At 68.7% G+C, this 18,699-nt stretch carries 12 protein-coding genes; 6 read left to right on the top strand and 6 right to left on the bottom strand.

What is annotated here, in order from left to right; translation table 11 throughout:
• Positions 1-36: 36 nt before the first annotated feature.
• Positions 37-1,863: an RICIN domain-containing protein gene (locus ACZ6ZD_RS13735; protein WP_465671682.1), complete on the bottom strand. Its 1,827-nt coding sequence runs from the start codon at positions 1,861-1,863 to the stop codon at positions 37-39.
• Between the two features lie 154 nt (positions 1,864-2,017).
• Here ACZ6ZD_RS13735 and ACZ6ZD_RS13730 point away from each other — a divergent pair, with 154 nt between their 5' ends.
• Complete coding sequence (locus ACZ6ZD_RS13730) at positions 2,018-3,043, top strand: LacI family DNA-binding transcriptional regulator (RefSeq protein ID WP_465671680.1); 1,026 nt, start codon at positions 2,018-2,020, stop codon at positions 3,041-3,043.
• Positions 3,044-3,092: 49 nt separating this feature from the next.
• Here the strand turns inward: ACZ6ZD_RS13730 and ACZ6ZD_RS13725 are convergent, their stop codons facing one another.
• The 4 genes from ACZ6ZD_RS13725 to ACZ6ZD_RS13710 form a co-directional block, all read right to left on the bottom strand.
• Complete coding sequence (locus ACZ6ZD_RS13725; protein WP_465671678.1) at positions 3,093-4,778, bottom strand: S8 family peptidase; 1,686 nt, start codon at positions 4,776-4,778, stop codon at positions 3,093-3,095.
• A gap of 116 nt (positions 4,779-4,894) precedes the next feature.
• A complete protein-coding gene (locus ACZ6ZD_RS13720) occupies positions 4,895-5,317 on the bottom strand; it encodes a DUF4345 domain-containing protein (protein WP_465671676.1) in 423 nt (140 codons plus the stop codon).
• A gap of 30 nt (positions 5,318-5,347) precedes the next feature.
• Complete coding sequence (locus ACZ6ZD_RS13715; protein ID WP_465671674.1) at positions 5,348-5,911, bottom strand: NUDIX hydrolase; 564 nt, start codon at positions 5,909-5,911, stop codon at positions 5,348-5,350.
• Positions 5,908-7,221, bottom strand: coding sequence for a hypothetical protein (locus ACZ6ZD_RS13710; protein WP_465671672.1), 1,314 nt, complete (start codon positions 7,219-7,221; stop codon positions 5,908-5,910). The genes ACZ6ZD_RS13715 and ACZ6ZD_RS13710 overlap by 4 nt, the downstream gene beginning before the upstream one ends.
• Before the next feature lie 170 nt (positions 7,222-7,391).
• Between ACZ6ZD_RS13710 and ACZ6ZD_RS13705 the strand changes: the two genes are divergently transcribed.
• Both ACZ6ZD_RS13705 and ACZ6ZD_RS13700 read left to right on the top strand, forming a co-directional pair.
• Positions 7,392-7,847 (top strand): hypothetical protein, encoded by a 456-nt coding sequence (locus ACZ6ZD_RS13705; RefSeq protein WP_465671670.1) that lies wholly within the window; start codon positions 7,392-7,394, stop codon positions 7,845-7,847.
• Positions 7,848-8,149: 302 nt separating this feature from the next.
• Entirely contained in the window at positions 8,150-11,143 is a 2,994-nt protein-coding gene (locus ACZ6ZD_RS13700) for a S8 family serine peptidase (protein WP_465671668.1), read from the top strand.
• A gap of 42 nt (positions 11,144-11,185) precedes the next feature.
• Here the strand turns inward: ACZ6ZD_RS13700 and ACZ6ZD_RS13695 are convergent, their stop codons facing one another.
• A complete protein-coding gene (locus tag ACZ6ZD_RS13695) occupies positions 11,186-11,542 on the bottom strand; it encodes a hypothetical protein (protein WP_465671666.1) in 357 nt (118 codons plus the stop codon).
• A 185-nt stretch (positions 11,543-11,727) separates the two neighbouring features.
• On the opposite strand from ACZ6ZD_RS13695, the gene ACZ6ZD_RS13690 reads away from it, so the two are divergent.
• From ACZ6ZD_RS13690 to ACZ6ZD_RS13680, 3 genes are all read left to right on the top strand, one after another.
• Positions 11,728-16,929: a fibronectin type III domain-containing protein gene (locus ACZ6ZD_RS13690; protein WP_465671664.1), complete on the top strand. Its 5,202-nt coding sequence runs from the start codon at positions 11,728-11,730 to the stop codon at positions 16,927-16,929.
• A gap of 86 nt (positions 16,930-17,015) precedes the next feature.
• Positions 17,016-17,903: an oxidoreductase gene (locus tag ACZ6ZD_RS13685; RefSeq protein ID WP_465671662.1), complete on the top strand. Its 888-nt coding sequence runs from the start codon at positions 17,016-17,018 to the stop codon at positions 17,901-17,903.
• Complete coding sequence (locus ACZ6ZD_RS13680; RefSeq protein ID WP_465671660.1) at positions 17,900-18,694, top strand: SDR family NAD(P)-dependent oxidoreductase; 795 nt, start codon at positions 17,900-17,902, stop codon at positions 18,692-18,694. The genes ACZ6ZD_RS13685 and ACZ6ZD_RS13680 overlap by 4 nt, the downstream gene beginning before the upstream one ends.
• Positions 18,695-18,699 lie beyond the last annotated feature (5 nt).

The following is an 18,699-nucleotide window of genomic DNA, read 5'->3' as shown; positions in this document are numbered from 1 at the left end:
CGAAGCGCCCCGGCTGGGCCGGGGCGCTTGGGGGGTTTAGGAGGGGGTGGTCCAGCGTTGGTTGGGGGCGTTGGTGCAGGTCCAGATTTGGAGGCGGGTGCCGTCGGCGCTGGAGTTGTTGCGGACGTCGAGGCATTTGTTGGAGCCGGTGTTGACGAGGGTGCCGTTGGTGGCGGTCCAGCGTTGGTTGGGGCCGGCGAAGCAGTCCCAGAGTTGGACGGCGGCGCCGTCGGTGGTGCTGTTACCGGTGACGTCGAGGCACTTGCCGAGGGCGCGGACGGTGCCGTCGGAGCCTACGGTCCACTGCTGGTTGGGGCCGGAGGTGCAGGTCCAGAGCTGGGGCTGGTTGCCGTTGACGGTGGAGCCGTTGGTGACGTCGAGGCATTTGCCGGCCAGGCCGGTGATGGGGCCGGTGTTGCCGGTGGGCGGGTTGCCGCCGGTGTTGGGCCAGGTGAAGGTCGCCATGGCGCCGGCGGGCAGCTGGTAGCCGAAGGTCTGGCCGCCGAAGGCGACCTGGAAGTTCTGGGTGCCGCCGCTGTTGATCGCGACCAGGGCGATCGTGCCGTCGGGGTTGCGGAAGGCGACGTTCTGGATGCCGCCCTCGCCGTACCCGGTGGAGTCGATCCGGACGGCGCCCGGTCGGACGAACTTGCTCAGGTGTCCCAGGACGTAGTACTCGGCGTTGTACTGCAGGTTGTTGCCGTCGACGGTCGCGACGCCGGTGCAGTTGCCGCAGCTGCCGATGACGGGACCGTTGGCGTTGTTGAGCGCCATGTTCCAGGTGGTGACGGTGCGGGCCCAGTTCCGCGTCGCGCCGATGGCCAGGTTGATGCCCTGCCAGCGCAGCGAGTCGCGGAAGGTGGCGGCGTCGTCCCCGGACTTCGTCCCGGAGCACTCGGTGAAGAAGATCTCCTTGTTCGGCTGGGCATTGCGGACGACGGACTGACCGGACGGGTTACCGCCGTAGCAGTGCCAGGCCGACCCGACGGTGTTGTTCCCGGTCGCGTTGTTGACGACCTGCGCGTACGACGTGTCGTCCCAGTTGTGGTCGTAGCCGAGCAGTCGCGCGTCGAGCCCGGCCGCGCGGAGCTTGGGCACCAGGTTGTTGATGATGTTGCTCTGCTGACCGGTGGTCATGTACATCCCCGGGTACGCCGGCGGCGAGAACTTCGGCTCGTTCTGCACGCTCAGGTAGTCGATCGGGACGCCGGCCGCCTCGTACGCCTGGGTGAACTTGACCAGGTAGTCGGCGTACACCCCGACGCGGCTGTCACTCAGCGAGCCGCCGATCAGGTTGTTGTTGTCCTTCATCCAGGCCGGCGCACTCCACGGCGACGCCATCACCGAGATCTCCGGATTCAGCGCCAGCGCCTGCTTGACCAGCGGCAGGATGTACGCGTTGTCGTGCGCGATCGAGAACCGGGACAGGCTCGGGTCGGCGGCGCCGTCGTTGTAGGTGTAGAAGTTGCGGGAGAAGTCGGTGGAGCCGATCGGCTGCCGCAGGAAGCTGAGGCCGATCCCGCTGCCGCGGTTGAAGAGCCCGTTCATGACTTCGTTGCGCCGCGGCGAGTTGAAGATGTTCCAGGCCGCCGCGTCGGTGAACGAGGCGCCGAAGCCGACCATCGACTGGTACGTCGTGTTCGGGTTGACCGAGATCGTCGGACCGCTGCCGCCGCCCGAGCCGAAGCTCGTGTCGGGCTGCCGGCCGAGCAGGCTCGACTTGTTCGCGGTCGTCAGCCAGACCGCGACATTCGGCGCGGCCGACGCGGTCTGCGCCGCCGGGATCGTGAGACCGGCGGCCGTCACCAGAGCAGCCGCGGTCAGTCCGACGGCACGCCGACCGGATTTCCAGGATGAAAACATGACCCTCCTTCAGGGGGCGGATCGACCACCGCAGGGCGGTCGGTGGTCTGGGGTGTCATGCGCTGCTGCAGGACCTGAACCATCCTGCAAACTTTATTTACATCATGAAACAACAGGTGCCCGGCGGCGTCAACGGCTCGGCTAGACTGCGGTGATGAGCGAGCCGCGGGGGCGCCGGGGTCCGGCGACGGTCGAACAGCCCCGCGCGACGCTGCGCGACATCGCCGCGGAGACCGGCGTGTCGATCGCCACCGTGTCGCGGGTGCTGAACGACAGCGTGAACGTCGCTCCCCGGACGCGCGATCTGGTCCTGCAGGCCGTCGCCCGGCGTAACTCGGGTGACGCGGCCGCCGGCGCGGTCTACGTCCGCTGCCCGTACCTGCTCACCGACTACTTCGGCCTGATCGTGTCCTCGATCGCGGAGACCCTGATGCTGCACGGACGCCGGATGGTCCTCGACGCCGGCGAGGCCGGCCAGGACAACGACGTCCTGACCGGATTACCCGCGCAGGACGGTATCGACGGCGCGATCCTCATCCTGCCGCCCGAGCCGGCCCGGACGCTGCAGGCGCTGTCCCGCTCCGGCTTCCCGTTCGTCGTCGTCGACCCGCGCGAGATCCTCCCGCCGGATATCGCCGCCGTCTCCGCCGCGCACGCCTCCGGCGCCAACGCGGTCGTGGCGCACCTGACCGCCCTCGGGCACCGCGACATCGCCGTCATCGCCGGCCCCGAGGAGTGGCTGGCGACCGACGCCCGGATGGTCGGCCACCGCGCGGCCCTCGCCGCCGCCGGCACCCTGCTCCCGCCCGAGCGGATCCGCTACACCCACCCAACGGTCGAGGACGGCCGGCAGGCCGCTCTCGAGCTGCTCGACGCGCCGATCCGACCGACCGCCATCGTCTGCTTCAACGACAAAGTTGCCGTTGGCACCTATCACGCCGCCCGCGCCCGCGGGCTGGCCATTCCTACCGATCTCTCGGTCACCGGCTTCGACGACATCGACCTCAGCGGCGCCATCGACCCGCCGCTGACGACCGTCCGTCAGCCCCTGCAGGAGATGGGCCGGATCTCCGTCACCCAACTCATGCGCTCGCTCAACAACCACCGCCCCGAGCAGCTCCACCTCGAGCTGGCCACTCAACTCGTCCCACGCGCCTCCACCGCCCCACCCTCGCGATAGGGCACTGCAGGGCGCCGAAGGACTCTCGACGCCCTGCAGTGGTTGGGGATCAGCGGCGGCGGGTGACCGCGGACCAGGCGTCGACGATGCCGTGGCCGTAGAAACCGTTGAAGTTCCGGCTGCCCTCACAGAGGGCGTTGAACTCGTCCGGCCGTCCTTCGTTGGTGTAGGTCAGGAGCGGCGGGTTCGGGCAGGAGCGGGGCTGGGCGGTGTCCATCAGGATGCGGCCGACCTTGTCCGGGTCCATTCCGAAGTCGCCCCGGTGCTTCTTGCCGTACTGGCTGACGATCAGCGCGGCCACACCGGAGGCGTGCGGGGAGGCCATCGAAGTGCCTTGCAGGACGAAGTAGTAGCCACAGCGGGTGTAGTCGGTGACTCCGGCCGGGCACTGCTTCTGGGCGCCCGCTGCGATACCAGCAGCAGTGAGCTCGCCGGCGGCGTCCACGTGACCGTTCGCCTGCAGCTTGTTCACCGGGTACGTCGACAGGATCAGGTTGCCGTTCGTCCGGTGCTGCGGCGTACCGAAGTAGTCGCGGAACCAGCCGCCGGGCGCGGAGACCTCGATCTGCTCGGTGCCGTAGTTGGAGTAGTCGGCCTTGGTGCTCGTCGGGCCGAGGGCCGAGACGCCGATCACGTGCGGCCCTTCGACCGGGAGGTCGAGGCAGGTCGCGTTGTCGATCGTGCGCGGGTACTCCTGGCCCGCAGGGAAGTCCGGGCTGGACAGGTCGATCCGCGGCTTGCCGAGGTCCTCGTGGTTGTTGCCCAGCGAGCCGACCAGCGTCACGCCGCGCTTGTGGGCGTAGTTCAGCGCTCGGGTCATCGCGCGGATGATCGTGCGCTGCTCGGCCTGCGCCTCCGGGCTGTCGGCCGGGTTGGCCGTGCAGTTGTAGAGCCACGGGTCGACGTAGAAGGACATGTTGACGACGTCGAGCCCGACGTCACCGGCGTACGTCAGCGCGTCCGTGACCGGGCCGAGGAACAGGTACCCGCTGTCCTGACCACCGCGGATCTGGACCAGCGTCACGTTCGGCGCGACGCCGGAGACGCCGACGCCGTTCGCCGCGGCGCCGATCGTGCCGGCGACGTGCGTACCGTGACCGCTGTCGTCCCAGCCCACCGGGTCGACGCAGCCGCTGAACTCACAGACGCCGTCGATCTCGGGGATGTCCGGAGCGAAGTTGCGCGACAGCTTCCAGTCGAAGTTCGGCGCGATATCCGGGTTGCGGGCGTCGATCCCCGAATCCAGGACGCCGACCTTCACCGACTTCTTGCCCGGCTGGACCTTGCGGGCCAGGTCCGAGCGGACCATCCGCAGACCCCACAGCTGCCCGTCCAACGGGTCCATCCCGACGGGCCGCTTGGCCACGCCCTTCCGGCTCGTCCCGGCGTTCTCCTGCTCGACCGTGCGCGGCTTCTGCTGCGGCGTGACGCCGATCGGCCGGCTCCTGGCCGCACCCTCGATGACGCTGGACGCCGAGACCCGGCCGACGAAACCGGACGCCGCCGCCCGCACGGTCAACGTGCCCAGCTGCGCGTTCTCCTTGACCACCTCACCACCGGCAGCCTTGACCGCGGCAACAGCCTGCCCTTGATTCGCGCCCTCTTCGAGCAGAACCAGGTACTCGGTCTCTCCCCCAGCGACCTCCGCACCAGCGCCGATCGGCGCCACCACCGCACCGGCCACCAGGACGAACGCCCCGGCCGTCGCCAGTAGACCTCTTCGGACATCTCTCATCAGTGAAGCCCCTCCCCTGAACACGCATGGACGAGGCTCACGCTAGGTCGAACTACCGCACCCGAGAAGACGACGACGTTGTCAGAGGTCTAGGCAGTTTCGGGCCAAATACCCAATCAATCGCTTGTCCGACCAGCCGTCTTGTCCTGCCGCCGGACGACGGCCGCGTGCCACCCGATCACGATCGGCACGATCACCAGCTCCAGCACCGTCGCAGCCCGGAACACCGCATGCGGCTTCCCCGCCCGACGCGCCGAAATGAGCCGCGGCACCCCACCCACAGCCGCCGTCCCCAACACAACCCGCGTCACCGTAGCCCGCTCCTCCGGCCGCCGAATCGACCACCACAAAACCAACCCGGCCATCGCCCAGAACGTATTAACGAACCGGTACTCACTATCAACGCTGGCCGTCGTCGACCCCCCACCCGGCGCCGCCTCAGGACCCCCCAAAATCCCACTCAGCCCACTCGCCACCGGAACCGCACCCAACACACCCAGTGTCGCCAGCAACGCCTTACGTGACTTGGTCTCTCCCATACCCCGACCCTAAATCAGCCCCCGGGCCAGCTACTCGGCTGATAACGACACGATTCCGGCCACCTGCGCGAGGCAGAGCGCGGACAGGGTGAAGCCGTCGACGATGCAACCGTCCCGGATTTCCTGAACCAGCTCGGCGATCGGCAGCCAGGTGATGTCCGAGACTTCGTCGGTGTCTTTGGGCGATGTCGGGGCGGTGGCGTAGTACGCCGCGTAGACGTGGACGGTCGAGGACAGGAGACCGCTGTTCGGCGTCAGCTCACCCAGTCGCCGAATGCGGACAGGGGCGGCGCCCAGCTCTTCCTCGAGCTCCGCCAGGACGGTCAGAGACGTGTCAGGTGCGTGGGCGAAACCGCGCGGCAGGCTCCATTCGTAGCGCTGCAGGGCGTAGCGGTAGGTCTTGACGAGGCCGACGAGGTCGCCGCAGATCGGCACGGCGACGACGCCTGGCTCGCCGTCCGACTCGACGATTCGTACGTAGCTGCCGTGCGCGCCCGAGGCGAACTCGACCTCGTCGTCGTACACCGCGATGAACTGGTTGCGGTACACCTCGCGTTCCTCGACCAGCTCGACGGGCTTCCGCAGAGAAGTCACTTCTTCCTCAATCTCTTGATCCAGGTCCGCCGTCCCGAGGTCAGGATAGTTTGCCGGCCTTCGAGGTGGGCGCGGCGAAAGGCCTCGTCGCGGTCGCGCAGCCAGCTGACCAGCCGACGGGTGATCGAGAGGCCCACCACAGGTCCGACGACGGCGGCGACCACGGCTGGGCCGGCCCCCTCGGTCTGGCCTGCGGCCGCTACGGCGACGGCCGCGGCGGCCAGGTTGATGGCAACCTCGGACGGAGCCTGCGTCAACAGGTACAGGTAGTGGCTGTTGTTCTGCTCGGCCTTGATCAGCGCGTCACCGCGCTGGCGGCTGAGGAAGGCCGTTCGCGATTCGACCCCTGCGAGCAGGTCAAGTTCAGGGAGCAGCTTCGCGGTCTGCTGCCAGTCCAGCCATCCGCCTGTCCGCGCGGGGTCGTAGAGGACTGCCTGGCGCTCGTTGACGGCGTAGTCCAGGCTCGGGGAGTCGTCCGACACATCTCTGGCGACGACCGCGGAGGTGTCGGTGGCGAAGACCATGTCCTCGATGCCGAGCGATGCGAAGATGACCTCGTTGTAGGCGACGTCCACGACCAGCTTGACCTTGTCGTAGAAGCGACCGAGCTCGGGATGTTCGTCCCGTCCGCGCTGGATGGCGGTGTACCAGGCGCCACGCTTGTTCTGCTCACCAGGCGGCTGCCCTGCGATGTCCGCGTACAACGACTGGCGCGCGGCGAGTGAGTGTTCGTCATCGATCGACAACAGGTCGAGCTGCCGTCGGCACAGCACCGCGAGCGTGAGGCCGGCCGGTGGGCCGGTGATCTCGGCCGCCGTGTTGCTTCGGCGTACGACGTGGTCCAGGTTGCGTAGTGCCTCGAGCCGCGCCGCGACCATCGCAGGCGTCGCGTTGCGCTCGCCGGCGAGGTCCGCGAGAACCCGATCGCGCATGTCCTGGTGTGCCAACTCGGGCCAGGCCGAGAAGATGAAAGCCGGATCACGGACCTTCGCCTCGAACGCGCGGAGCAGAGTCGCCCGCCCAGGACCGGCCCGGTCCGCCAACAACCGGACCTGGATCCGGCCCTGCGCAAATAGCCGCAACAATGCCCGCGCATTCGGATCCTCCGCGACGTTCCCCGTCGAGGCCAGCAGTACGGAATTGTCAAACGCTTGAGTTTGCGAGAGGACCGGAGTACTCCCCCGGAGCAACAATCCGTCCATCAGCGCCGCAGTCGCCATCGCACTATTGACCGCAACCTTTTTCTGTTCTTCCAACTCGCTCGAATGCGCCACCAGCGCGGTGTCCATCGCCGTGTAGTAAGTCAGCACGTCGCCAGGTTCCACTCCCGCATCACAGCACGCAACAGCTCACCCGACCACACTCCAAAATTCGCCGGACAGCACCCCACAAATACCCCGAGAAAATCACCTGCCGACACCGGGATCCAAACACGCAATCGCGGAGTCTCAGAGAACAGGAGTCAATCTGGAGGTGGATCGTGCCGAGCAAAGATCAGATCTACGAGACCGTCGCCACCCGGCGTTTGCAGTTCGACAATCTTCTCTGGCAGGTCCCCGTGCTGAGCCTCACCGCACAGGCGTTCCTCTTCGCGATCGCGCTGGGGAGTGACAGCGGCCGGCTAGCTCGCGGGCTCGCCGCCGTCCTGTCGCTGATCGCGTCGTTGATCTCGATTCAACTCATGTCCCGGCACCGAAAGGGCGAGCGCTGTGACGCTCGCTGGCTCGAAGAGGTCGAGCGAGAAGCGTTCGCCGACGACGACCGATTCGTGGTTCACGGAGATGCGTTCAGAGCCCGTCGGGGTCGGGAGTTCGCCGGCCCGCTGGGGTGGCTGCCCGGCTACTGGACTTGGGTGGTGGGCCTGGCCCTGTTCGGCCTGGCGGCAGTTGGCGTTCTGTTGCTCCTCTGGCTGACCCCGGCGGCGCTCGCCGGCTAGGCGGGCGGGGATTTGGGGTTGGGTGTGACATCGGGGGGCGGTTCGGCATCGAAAGGGGTGTTTAGTCCGAGCTGAAGGGTGTGGCTGTGGGTGCTGAGGGGTTGAGGCAGGTCGTTCGGTGGGTGGCTGGAGGGTTGGTGGTTGGGGTTGTCGGCGGGGGGTTGGCCGGGCCTGGGGTGGCTGTCGCGGAGGGGGGCGGGGCGGGGGAGGTTGCCGAGACGATCACGTTGATCACTGGTGACAAGGTGGTTTTGCGTGGCTCGCGGTTGCCGGTGGTTAGGGCTGGGGCGGGGCGTGGGGGGATGCGGTTTCAGATCAGCAAGGTGGGTGGGGATACGTATGTGGTGCCGTATGACGCTTTGGGGTTGACCGGGGCGGGGAAGGTGGATCGGCGGTTGTTCAATGTCACGAAGCTTGCGGCTCTGGGGTATGGGGATCGGGCGCGGGCGGATATTCCGTTGATCGTTGAGGGGGCGCGGGGGAAGGCGCGGGCGGGGATGGGTGTTCGGCGGGAGCTCAAGAGTCGGGCGGGTGAGTTTTGGGAGGGGTTGCAGGGGGCGTCCAAGGCGGGCGTTACGAAGGTTTGGCTGGATGGGAAGGTGCGGGGGTCGCTGGATCGGAGTGTGCGGCAGGTTGGTGCGCCGGTGGCTTGGCGGGCTGGGCAGAGTGGGGTTGGGGCGAAGGTTGCCGTGTTGGACTCGGGGATTGACGCGACGCATCCGGATTTGGTGGGCGCCGTCGTCCAGGCTCAGGATTTCACTGGGAGCGAGTCGGGGACGGAGGATCGGTCGGGGCATGGGACTCATGTGGCTTCGACGATCGCGGGCAGTGGCGCGGCTTCGGGTGGGAAGTATCTGGGTGTTGCGCCGGGGGCCAAGCTGTTGAACGGCAAGGTGTTGGGGGACGACGGCGATGGGTCGGAGTCCGCGGTGCTGGCGGGGATGGAGTGGGCCGCGGCGCAGGGCGCCGAGGTGGTGAACCTGAGTCTGGGTTCGGAATTTCCGACTGATGGCAAGAGTCCGCTCGATCTGGCGGTGGACCGGCTTACTGCGGAGTCGGGTGCGTTGTTTGTCGTTGCGGCTGGCAACGATGGTCCTGACAGTCAGACCGTCAGCAGTCCGGCAGCTGCTGATACGGCGTTGGCCGTCGGAGCGGTGGACCGAGAGGATCGGCTGGCCGAGTTCTCGGCGCGGGGGCCCCGTATCGGGGATGCTGCGATCAAGCCCGACATCACCGCGCCCGGCGTCGAGATCGTGGCGGCCCGGGCGAAGGACGCGGTGATCGGTACGCCGGTCGATGCGTCCTACTTGTCGATGAGCGGTACGTCGATGGCCGCACCGCACGTCGCCGGCGCGGCGGCGATCCTGGCGGCCCAGCATCCGGAGTGGAAGCCCGGCGAGTTGAAGGCCGCGCTGATGGGCAGTGCGGAGCCGAGCCCGACGCTCACGGTTTACCAGCAAGGCGCCGGCCGGGCGGACGTCGGACGTGCGGTGACCCAGCAGATCCGGGCGGACGTCGGCAGCGTCGACTTCGGTGAGGCCCGTTGGCCGCACGACGACGACAAGCCGGTACGCCGTACGGTCAACTACCGCAACGACGGCGACCAGCCGGTGACGCTGACCCTCTCGGTCGACGGGATCAAAGGCCCGCAAGGCGCCGCCGTCCCCGCGGGGATGTTCGTACTGTCGGCGCCGACGGTGACTGTGCCGGCGCACGGCTCGGCCACGGTCGACGTGGTCGCGAACCCCGCGGTCACCGGCCCGGACGGGACGTACCAGGGCGGCGTCGTGGCGACCGCCGGGAGCACCCGGGTCCGCACCGCGGTCGCGCTCTATCGCGAACCCGAGAGCTACGACGTCACCGTCCGGGCACTCGATCACGCCGGGAAGCCGGCGCCGCTGTCCCATTTCATGATCGCCAACGTCGCGCGGCCCGGCTTCGCCGTCCGGGACGGATCCCAGGAGCCGTTCGTCCTGCGACTGCCGAAGGGAATGTATTACTGGGAGGGGTTCCAGGAGCGGATGCTCAGCGAGCAACCGATCGCGTTCGCCTCGGAGCACTTCTTCGAGCCGAACTTCGCGATCGCGAAGGACACCACGCTGACCCTCGACGCGCGCGACGCCGTCCCGCTCGTGCTGCGCAGCGATCGCCCGGAGGCGGATGTGGCCGCGCTGGGCTTCGACAGCTGGCGGGACACGCCGTACGGCGGGAAGGCGTCCGTGGGCACCTCGGTCGGCGGCACCGAGTCCTTTCCGATGGCCAACGACAACCGCGTCCGGCCGTCGCAGACGTCGGCGCCGGGTGAGTACTTCTTCAGCGCCCAGACCCTGCTGGCCAAACTGGACGGCCACGGCGGCTGGTCCGGCAGTCCGTACCAATACCACCTGAAGTGGCATCAGGACGGCCGGGTACCGCGCACCCTGGATCGCCGGTTCCGGGATCGCGATCTGGCCGAGCAGACGTCGATCATCGCGGCCCAGGTCCCCGGCGAGGTGATCACGAAGGACATGGTCACCGCGATCAGCGCACCGGGAACGATCGTCGAACGCTACTCACCGGGCTACGAGTTCGAGCCAGGCACCCTGACCCACCGAAGTGAGGACGGCCAGCTGCTGTTCAGCCAGAGCAAGATCACGCCCAGATTCTTTGCCACCAAGGGCGTGGCGCCCCCTGCCCGCTGGAACGTCGGGCCGTTCATGCCGGCCGACGACGCCGACCGCGGCAGCCGGCGAATCGGTGACACCATCGACGTCCAGCTCCGGATGTACTCCGACCAGGACGTCGACCACACCGGTGACTCGCTGCTCGATTCCGGCCGCACGCGACTGCTCCGCGACGGCACCGAGATCGCTGCCGCGGACTATCCCGGCGAGTTGGCGGCCGACGTACCGGCAGGACCCGCGACGTACCGCCTGGAGGTCGAGAGCTCCCGCAGCATCACGCCCTTCTCAACCCGGCAGTCGGCCGCCTGGACGTTCCGCTCCGACACCACCGCCAAACCCACCCCACTCCCCCTCCTACTGATCCGCTTCGCCCCCAAACTCGACAACCGCAACCAGGCGCCCAGCGGCGTCCGGTACGCCGTCCCCGTCCAGCTCACCTCCGGCACCCTCACCTCGGTCGAGGCTTCCTACGACGACGGCGCCACCTGGCGCCCCGCCAAACTCCAGGGAACCAAGGCCCTCCTCGACCACCCCCGCGGCGACGGCTACGTCTCCCTCCGAGCCACCGCGAAAGATGCCGCAGGCAACAAATCCGAACAGACCGTCATCCATGCCTACAAGCTGACTTCCTGAACTGCCGGGGCCCGCCGACGCACAGCGGGCCCCGGCAGGTGGTCAGACGGCGTAGACCCGGACCGAGTTGGCCTTGTCGTTGTCGATGGTGAACTGCGGAGAGTTGGCCGGACCTCGTTCACCCATCCCGCCCTTGCAGTCGTCGCCGTTGAAGAGGCCGATGACGACGTTCCCGTAGAACTGCGCGGAGCTGGCCTGATTCTTCAGCCAGGCTGGGAGATTCACACAACCTCCGCCATCGGCGGGAAGGTAGTGGCTACCGCCCTGGTAGTTGGCGTGCTCGTAGATCCGAACGCTGCCGGCGAGCTGCCCGCTCGGCGCTGCCATGGCTGTCGGTGCGACGAGGGGCAGCGCTGTCAGCGAGGCGACGGCGCCGATCATCAGCCGAGAAGTGCGCACAGGGTTTCTCCTTTTGGTGACGTGCGATCGAGATGTCGGTTCGCGGAACTGAACACCGCCGAACAGCGAAAGGTTGCCTGTCGGCGAGTGGTAGGTACGGGCGGAGTACGGGCAGCGGGGTGTCGAGTGTGGTGATCACAATCGACACCCGCCGGTCCGTCCGCCCGTACTGGAGGTATTTCCGGATGCGTAAGTCAATCGACCCAGTGCGGCGTTTGCTGGGGTACTTCGTGGTTCTGGCCGTGCTGGTCACTGGCCTGCATGTGACGGCGACCGGTGCGGCGGAGGCCGCGCCGGGAGCGGGAGCGGGGTTGTACGTGCCGCTCGCGACCAGTCAGCGGCTCTACGATTCGGGGACGACGCTCGTCCAGGCGCAGGAGACGAAGACGGTCACCTTCACCGGGCTCGGCGGGATACCGGCGGACGGCGTATCGGCGATCGCCGCGACGGTCCAGGTCTTCAACCCGACTGCGGGTGGATCACTGCCCGCCTGGCCGGCCGGCGAGAGTATGCCGACGGTGTCCGGGCTGCTGTTCACGGCGAATATGAGCTACATGTCGGCGTCGGCGGTGATTCGGCTGAATGCGTCCGGTCAGGCGAGTTTCGCCAACAAGAGCGCCGGAACGCTGCGCATTCGCGTCGATGTGACGGGCTACTTCACCAGTGCGACCGCGACGACGGCCGGTGCGCGATTCGTGCCGCTGCGGCAAGCCCGGATCGTCGACACCCGCGCGAAGGTCGGCGTCCCCGGCACCACGCCGGTGGGGGCCGACAAGACCATCACGTTCCAGGTGGCCGGGCTCGGCGGCCTGCCTGCGGCCGGGTCGATCGCCGCGGTCGCTGTGAACGTCACCGCGCTGGTCCCGTCGGCTATCGGGGGCTGGACCCTGTTCCCGGCCGGAGCCACCCGTCCGGGCGTGAACCACGGCGTGCACCTGAAGACCCGGCCGAAGAGTGGCAGCTCGATCGTCAAGCTCGCGGCCGACGGACGCTTGTCGCTGACCAACAACTCGAGCGGTACGACGCACTTCACGGTCGAGGTGACCGGCTACTTCACCAGCGCGTCGAACGCGACCGTGGCGTCGAGCCGCGTCGTCCCGCTTTCTCCGCGCCGGATCCTCGACACGGGCAGCACCCAGATCGCGGCCGGGGCCACGGTGAACCTGCGGGTGACCGGTGTCGGCGGGGTGCCGACGAGCAACGTCTCGGCCGCGGCGATCAACCTGATCGCGTCCGGAACGGCCACGTCGGGCGACTTCCGGGTCTACGCCGCGGGCGCGTCGGCGCCTCCGGCGACCGATGTGATCTTCGCGCCGAGCCCGCATCAGTTCAACCAGCTGTGGGTCCGGCCGAACGCCTCCGGCGACATCACCATCGCCAACCGGACGAACGCCGGCGCCCGCCTGTACGTCGAGGTCCAGGGCTACGCGGTCACTCCGGGCAAACCTCAAGCGCCCACGAACGTGACCGCGCAGGCCGGTGACCGCTCGGCGACAGTCGCCTGGACCGCCCCAGCGGACACCGGCGACCTCCCGATCAGCGGGTACACGGTGCAGGTCCGGCCCGGCGGTGCGGAGATCGCAACCAGCACGCCCACTGCGACGATCCCGAACCTCGACAACGGCACCGCGTACACCTTCGCCGTGACGGCCAGGACCGCGACCGGGACGTCGGCGCCCTCCGAGCCGAGTGCCGGCGTCACCCCGACCACAGCAGGTCCGCCAGGAGCCCCGATCATCACCGGAGTCGCCGGGATGGACTCAGCGGTCCAGGTGGACTGGTCACCGCCGCCGGAGACGGCCGGTGCGATCACGTCGTACACGATCACCGTGCAGCCAGGCGGCCGGACCGTCCAAGCGCCCGCGGATGCGACCTCGACGAGGGTCGGCGGGTTGACGAACGGTTCGACGTACCGGTTCACGATCGCGGCGACGAACGCACACGGGACCGGTACGGCGTCGCCGCTGTCCAGGCCGGTCACGACCCGGCCCGCGGAGGTTCCGATGCCGCCCGTGCTGGACAGCGTCGTCCCGGGGCCGAACCGGATCGATGTGCAATGGGCGCCGCCGGCGGACGGCGGTGCGCCGATCACGTCGTACCGGGTCCGGCTGACGCCAGGCAGTCAGGAGCAGATCATCGAGGCCGACACCACGGTCGCGGCCTTTGTGAATCTGACGAACGGTACGTCGTACAGCGCCAGCGTGGTGGCCGTGAACAAGGCTGGTACGAGTGAGCCGGCGACCAGGACCGGTCTGATTCCGGTCGCCACCCGAGCGCCGGGCCGCCCGCTGAACGTGAGCGTCTCGAGTATCGCCAGCGGCAGTCTGGTGGTCACCTGGCAGCCGCCGACCGATCCCGGTTCGACCGCGGTCACCGGCTACACCGTGACCGCCGAGCCCGGCGGCCGCAGCGCGACGGTCGGCGCCACCGCCCGGACGGCGACCATCACCGGGCTCGATGCCGCGACGAGCTACACCGTGCGGACGACGGCGTCCAACGCGGCCGGAGCCGGTACGGCTGAGGTATCCGAGCCGACGCGGGCCTCGGTCACGGCCACCAGCGTCACACCGAACCTGCTGTCGGCCGAGTCGTTGGCCGGGCTGACCGAGTACCGCACCGACGGCACGCTGGTCTTCGACCGTCCGTCGGCGCAGGTCACGGCATTCAAGGCCGGGGACGTCGTCGCTTCGCTGCCCGACGCGAAGCTTCCGCTGGGCATCATGCGCCGCGTCACCAACCGAGCCACCCAGGGGCCCGCGGTGGTCCTGTCGACCGAACAGATGCCGCTCGGCGGCCTCTTGACCGCAGGCGGAATCACCTCGGACCAGGTCCTGACCAACGATTCCACCACCGAGCTGATGAGCGCACCGGGTACCAAACGCTCCCAGCCGCTCATCGACGGCAAGACCCGGCAGCAGGGCGCGCCCCGGCGCGAGCAGGCCAACAAGCTCCAGGGTGGCGAGGTCACCTTGATGGACGGGCAGTACACGTTCACGTTCTTCGCCGAGGTGGGCGCGGAGAACGGCTTCGCCGGCGCGGTCGAGGGCTCGGTGAGCGTCAAACCGAACCTGATCACCAAGATCGACTTCGGGACGCCGACCAGGACCGAATGGGGTTACACGGTCGACGCGCATGCCGACGTCCGCTGGCGGGCCGGCTTCGTCGCGAAACTGCTCTCGAAGGAGTGGGAGGTACAGCGGATCCGCGGGCCGCGGGTCGTCGTGATGGCCGGGCCGGTGCCGATCGTGCTGACCACCGAGCTGAAGGTGATGATCCGGCTCGATGTCGAGGGGAACGTCGGCGTCCAGCTCCGGTACAGCTACGGCCGGGAGATCGGGGCCAAGATCAAGACCGAGGGCACCAAGGTCACCCCCGAGGTGATCAACCGGACGTACGACGTCAACGCGGGTGACGTCCAGCTCTATGCGGCCGCGACCGCTCGGCTGGCGGCGCCGATGATCGGCTTCTACGTGTACCTGTGGGACGTCGGCGGCCCGGGGATCCTGGCCAGCCCGTTCACCGAGCTCGAGGTCGATCTCAGCCAGGATCCCTGGTGGACCCTCGATCTCGGCGTCCAGCTCGGCGCCTATCTCGGGATCAGCGACGACATGAAGAAGATCTTCGGCCAGGAGTTCGGCTGGGAGGACGACTCGCTCTTCGAGGTCAAGATGACGATCGCGCACGCGGGCGGCCCGTTCACCGGGCTGAAGGTCGAACCGGCGAAGGCGGAGATCGCGACCAACACGCCCTTGAAACTGACGCCCACCCTGATCGTCGGCGGGGTGCCGACGACCCCGCAGAACGTGGAGTGGTCGGTCGTCCAGGGGCCGGGATCGGTCGCGGCCGACGGCACCTACGTCTCCCCCGACCCCGGCGCCGCCCTGGTCCGGGCGCATATCGACGAGACCCCGGCCAGTCCGGAGCTGAACTTCGAGGTCGGCATCCTGGTCGGCAGCGGTCCCCCGGCGGCGCCCGCCGCGCCGTACGCCGAACCCGGCGCCGGCTCCCTGAACGTCTCCTGGCGAGCGCCCGCGAACGGCGGATCTCCGATCCTGCGGTACGCGATCACCACGGTTCCCGCGACCGCAACCACCTGGGTCGAGGCTCCGGCCCGGACGGCGCGACTGCTCGGCGTCACCCCGGGCCGGACGTACCGGGTCCAGGTCGCCGCGCTCAGCAGCCTGGGGATGGGCCCACTCAGCCCGCTCAGCGCCGAGGTCGTCCCGGCCAGCCTCGGGCTGACGATCACCGGCACCGCGCTGAACGTCAACACCACCGAGTTCAACGTGCCGAACAGTCACGCCTACGACATGGCGTTCAAGCTGTCCGGTGACGGCCAATACGTCTACTTCGTTGCCGGCGGCAACTCCAACGTGGTCCCACTGGAGGCTCGCAACGGTCTCAACTACCCGTACCTGGTTCGCCGCAGTCTGGGGACCGGCCGGATCGAGCTCGTCTCGCGAGCTGCCGATGGAGTGACCCCGCAGGCGATCGATCCGGGGCCGATGCTGTTCCCGGGGCAGCGTGGGGTCGCGATCGGCGTCAGCCGCACCGGCGCCCGCGTCGCCTACCAGGAGTGGCGGACCCCGCACTGGACCGGTGACGTCGTCGTCCGGGACCTCCCCTCCGGGCGCATCATCGGGCGCTACCCGCTCGCGACCGGCCAAACCCTGGAGAGCGTCAAGCTCAACGACGACGGCACCGTCCTCGCCTTCTCGACCCGGCTGCCGGCCAAGCCCAGCAGGGCTCCCGATGCCAACATCTACCGAGCCCTGCCCGGGGTGAGCGGGACGGCGACGGAGATCGCCGGCTGCTTCATCAGCTGCGCCGACGACAGCGAGACTCCGTACTTCGACATGGACGGCTCCGGCAACACACTGGTCTGGGAAACCTGCGGCGGTCCGACGCGCAACTGTCATGTTCGGCGCTGGTCCGGTGGCACCGCCACCGATCTCCTGTCGCAGCCGGTCGAGCTCGAACAGGCCCAGAGCCCAAAGATCTCGGACGACGGTGGCTACATCACGGCGTCCTACACCAATGCCGCGGGCAGCAACGAAGGTCTGGCAGTCGTACCCGTCGGCGCCAGTCGGATCACTGCGCAGTCCGTCCGGGCCAACTACGCCGGGGACCAACTGGTGACGCCGATGAACCTCAACCGCGACGGGACGAAGATCCTCTTCACCGTCGGGATCGGCAGCGGCGCCGGCGCGCATCCCGGCTACGTCTTCAACCGCGCCGGTGCCTCGACCAGCCTGCTCGCGCCGAGCAACTCAGTCGTCATGGCCGACACCAGCGACGACGGTACCCTCGCCGCCTACACCCAGTTCCTCGGCGTACCTGGCAGCGGCGGGACCTTCGGCACACAGACCCTGGTCCGCAAACTCTGAGCAATCAGCCCGCCTGAGGGTGGGACTGCGGAACCTAGGGAAATCGGTGCGATCGAGGCCCGCGGCCGCGGGCCTAGTTTCGGACCATGGACAGTGGACGTGTTGCAGTAGTCACGGGTGGGAATTCGGGGCTCGGGCTGGCGACGGTTCGGGGGCTGGTCGAGCGGGGCGCGCGGGTAGTGGTTGCTGCGCGCAACGTTTCGGCCGGCCGGGAGGCGGTGCGCGGGCTCGGTGGGTCGATCGAAGTCAGGGAGCTGGATCTGGCTTCGGCGGCGTCGGTCCGCGCGTTCGCCACCGGGCTGATCGCCGACCACCCGGTGCTGGATCTGCTGGTCAACAACGCCGGGGTGATGATGCTCGGGCCGCGGCGGACGTCGGTCGACGGGCACGAGCTGCACTTCGCGACCAACGTGTTGGGACAGTTCGCGTTGACCGGATTGCTGCTGGGCAGCCTGCAGGCCGCGCGGGTGGTGAACATCAGCTCGGCGACCCATCGGGGAGCGCAGCTCGATTTCGCCGACCTGATGTTCGAGCGGGGGTATCGGGCCAACGACGCGTACGCGCGGTCGAAGCTGGCGGCGACGGTGTTCGGGGTGGAGCTGGATCGACGGCTGCGAGCCGCCGGATCGCCGGTGCTCAGCGTGCTCGCCCACCCGGGTATGACGCGGACGAAACTGACGCCGCGCGCCCTGGAGCAGCACGGCCGGGCCGGATGGCTGGTTTCGCGGGCCGTCCTGCTCGCGGGGCAGCCGGTGGAACGCGGCGTCCTGCCTCAATTGCATGCGGCAACTGATCCGTCGGTGCGGGGCGGCGACTTCTTCGGCCCGTCCGGGCTCGGGGAACTGCGCGGTCCAGTCGGTCGGGCCCGGCTGGCACCGCAGGCGAGCGATCCGAGTGCCGGCCGGCGCCTCTGGGCGGCTGCCGAGGAACTGACCGGAGTCCGGTACTTGTCCGTGAAAGGGGCAGACCAATGACGGATGTCGAGTTGCCGATGGCCAAGTTCGGGCCGTGGGCGGTGGTGACCGGGGCGTCGGCCGGGATCGGGCGTGAGTTCGTCCGGCAGTTGGCGGCCAGTGGGTTGAATGTGGTCATCAGCGCCCGCCGCGCGGAGTCGCTGGCCGAGCTCGCGGCGGAGATCGAGCAGCGGTACGACGTCCGGCACCGGGCCGTTGTCGCCGACATGTCCCAACCGGACGGGCCGCAACGGCTGATCGAGGCCACCGCGGACCTCGACGTCGGGCTGCTCATCTCGAACGCCGGTGATCTGGTTCCCGGTGAGTTTCTGGGCCGCGAACTGCAGTACGCCCTCGACTCCTGGCAGCTCAACGCCGCCAGCCATCTCGTGCTGACCCATCACTTCGGACGGCGGCTGGCGGAGCGCGGCGCCGGCGGCGTCCTCCTCGTCGGTGCCGCGGGCGCGGAGAGTGGGATCCCGTGGCTGGCGGCTCATGCCGCCGCGAAGGCCTACACCAACACCCTCGCGCGCGGCCTGCACGCCGAGTTCGCCGAGCGCGGGCTCAACCTGACCGTGCTCACCCCTGGTCCGACCCGGACCGAGCTACAGAGCCGCCGCTCGCTGCCCGAGACCGGTGGGACGACGGTGCACAACGCCGTCTCCACCGCTTTGAAGGCCTTGAAAGCCGGAGACGTCGAGGTGACGCCCGGTCTGACCGCCCGGGTCCTCAACAGCCTGCCGGCCTCGATGTCCCGGCGGATCTCCGGCCGGACGATGGCCGCCGCCGCCCAGTCAACCGTCAGCCCGTAGGAGGA

This window comes from Kribbella sp. NPDC104218 (genome assembly GCF_055584105.1).
This window is presented reverse-complemented; position numbering and strand designations above follow the sequence as displayed.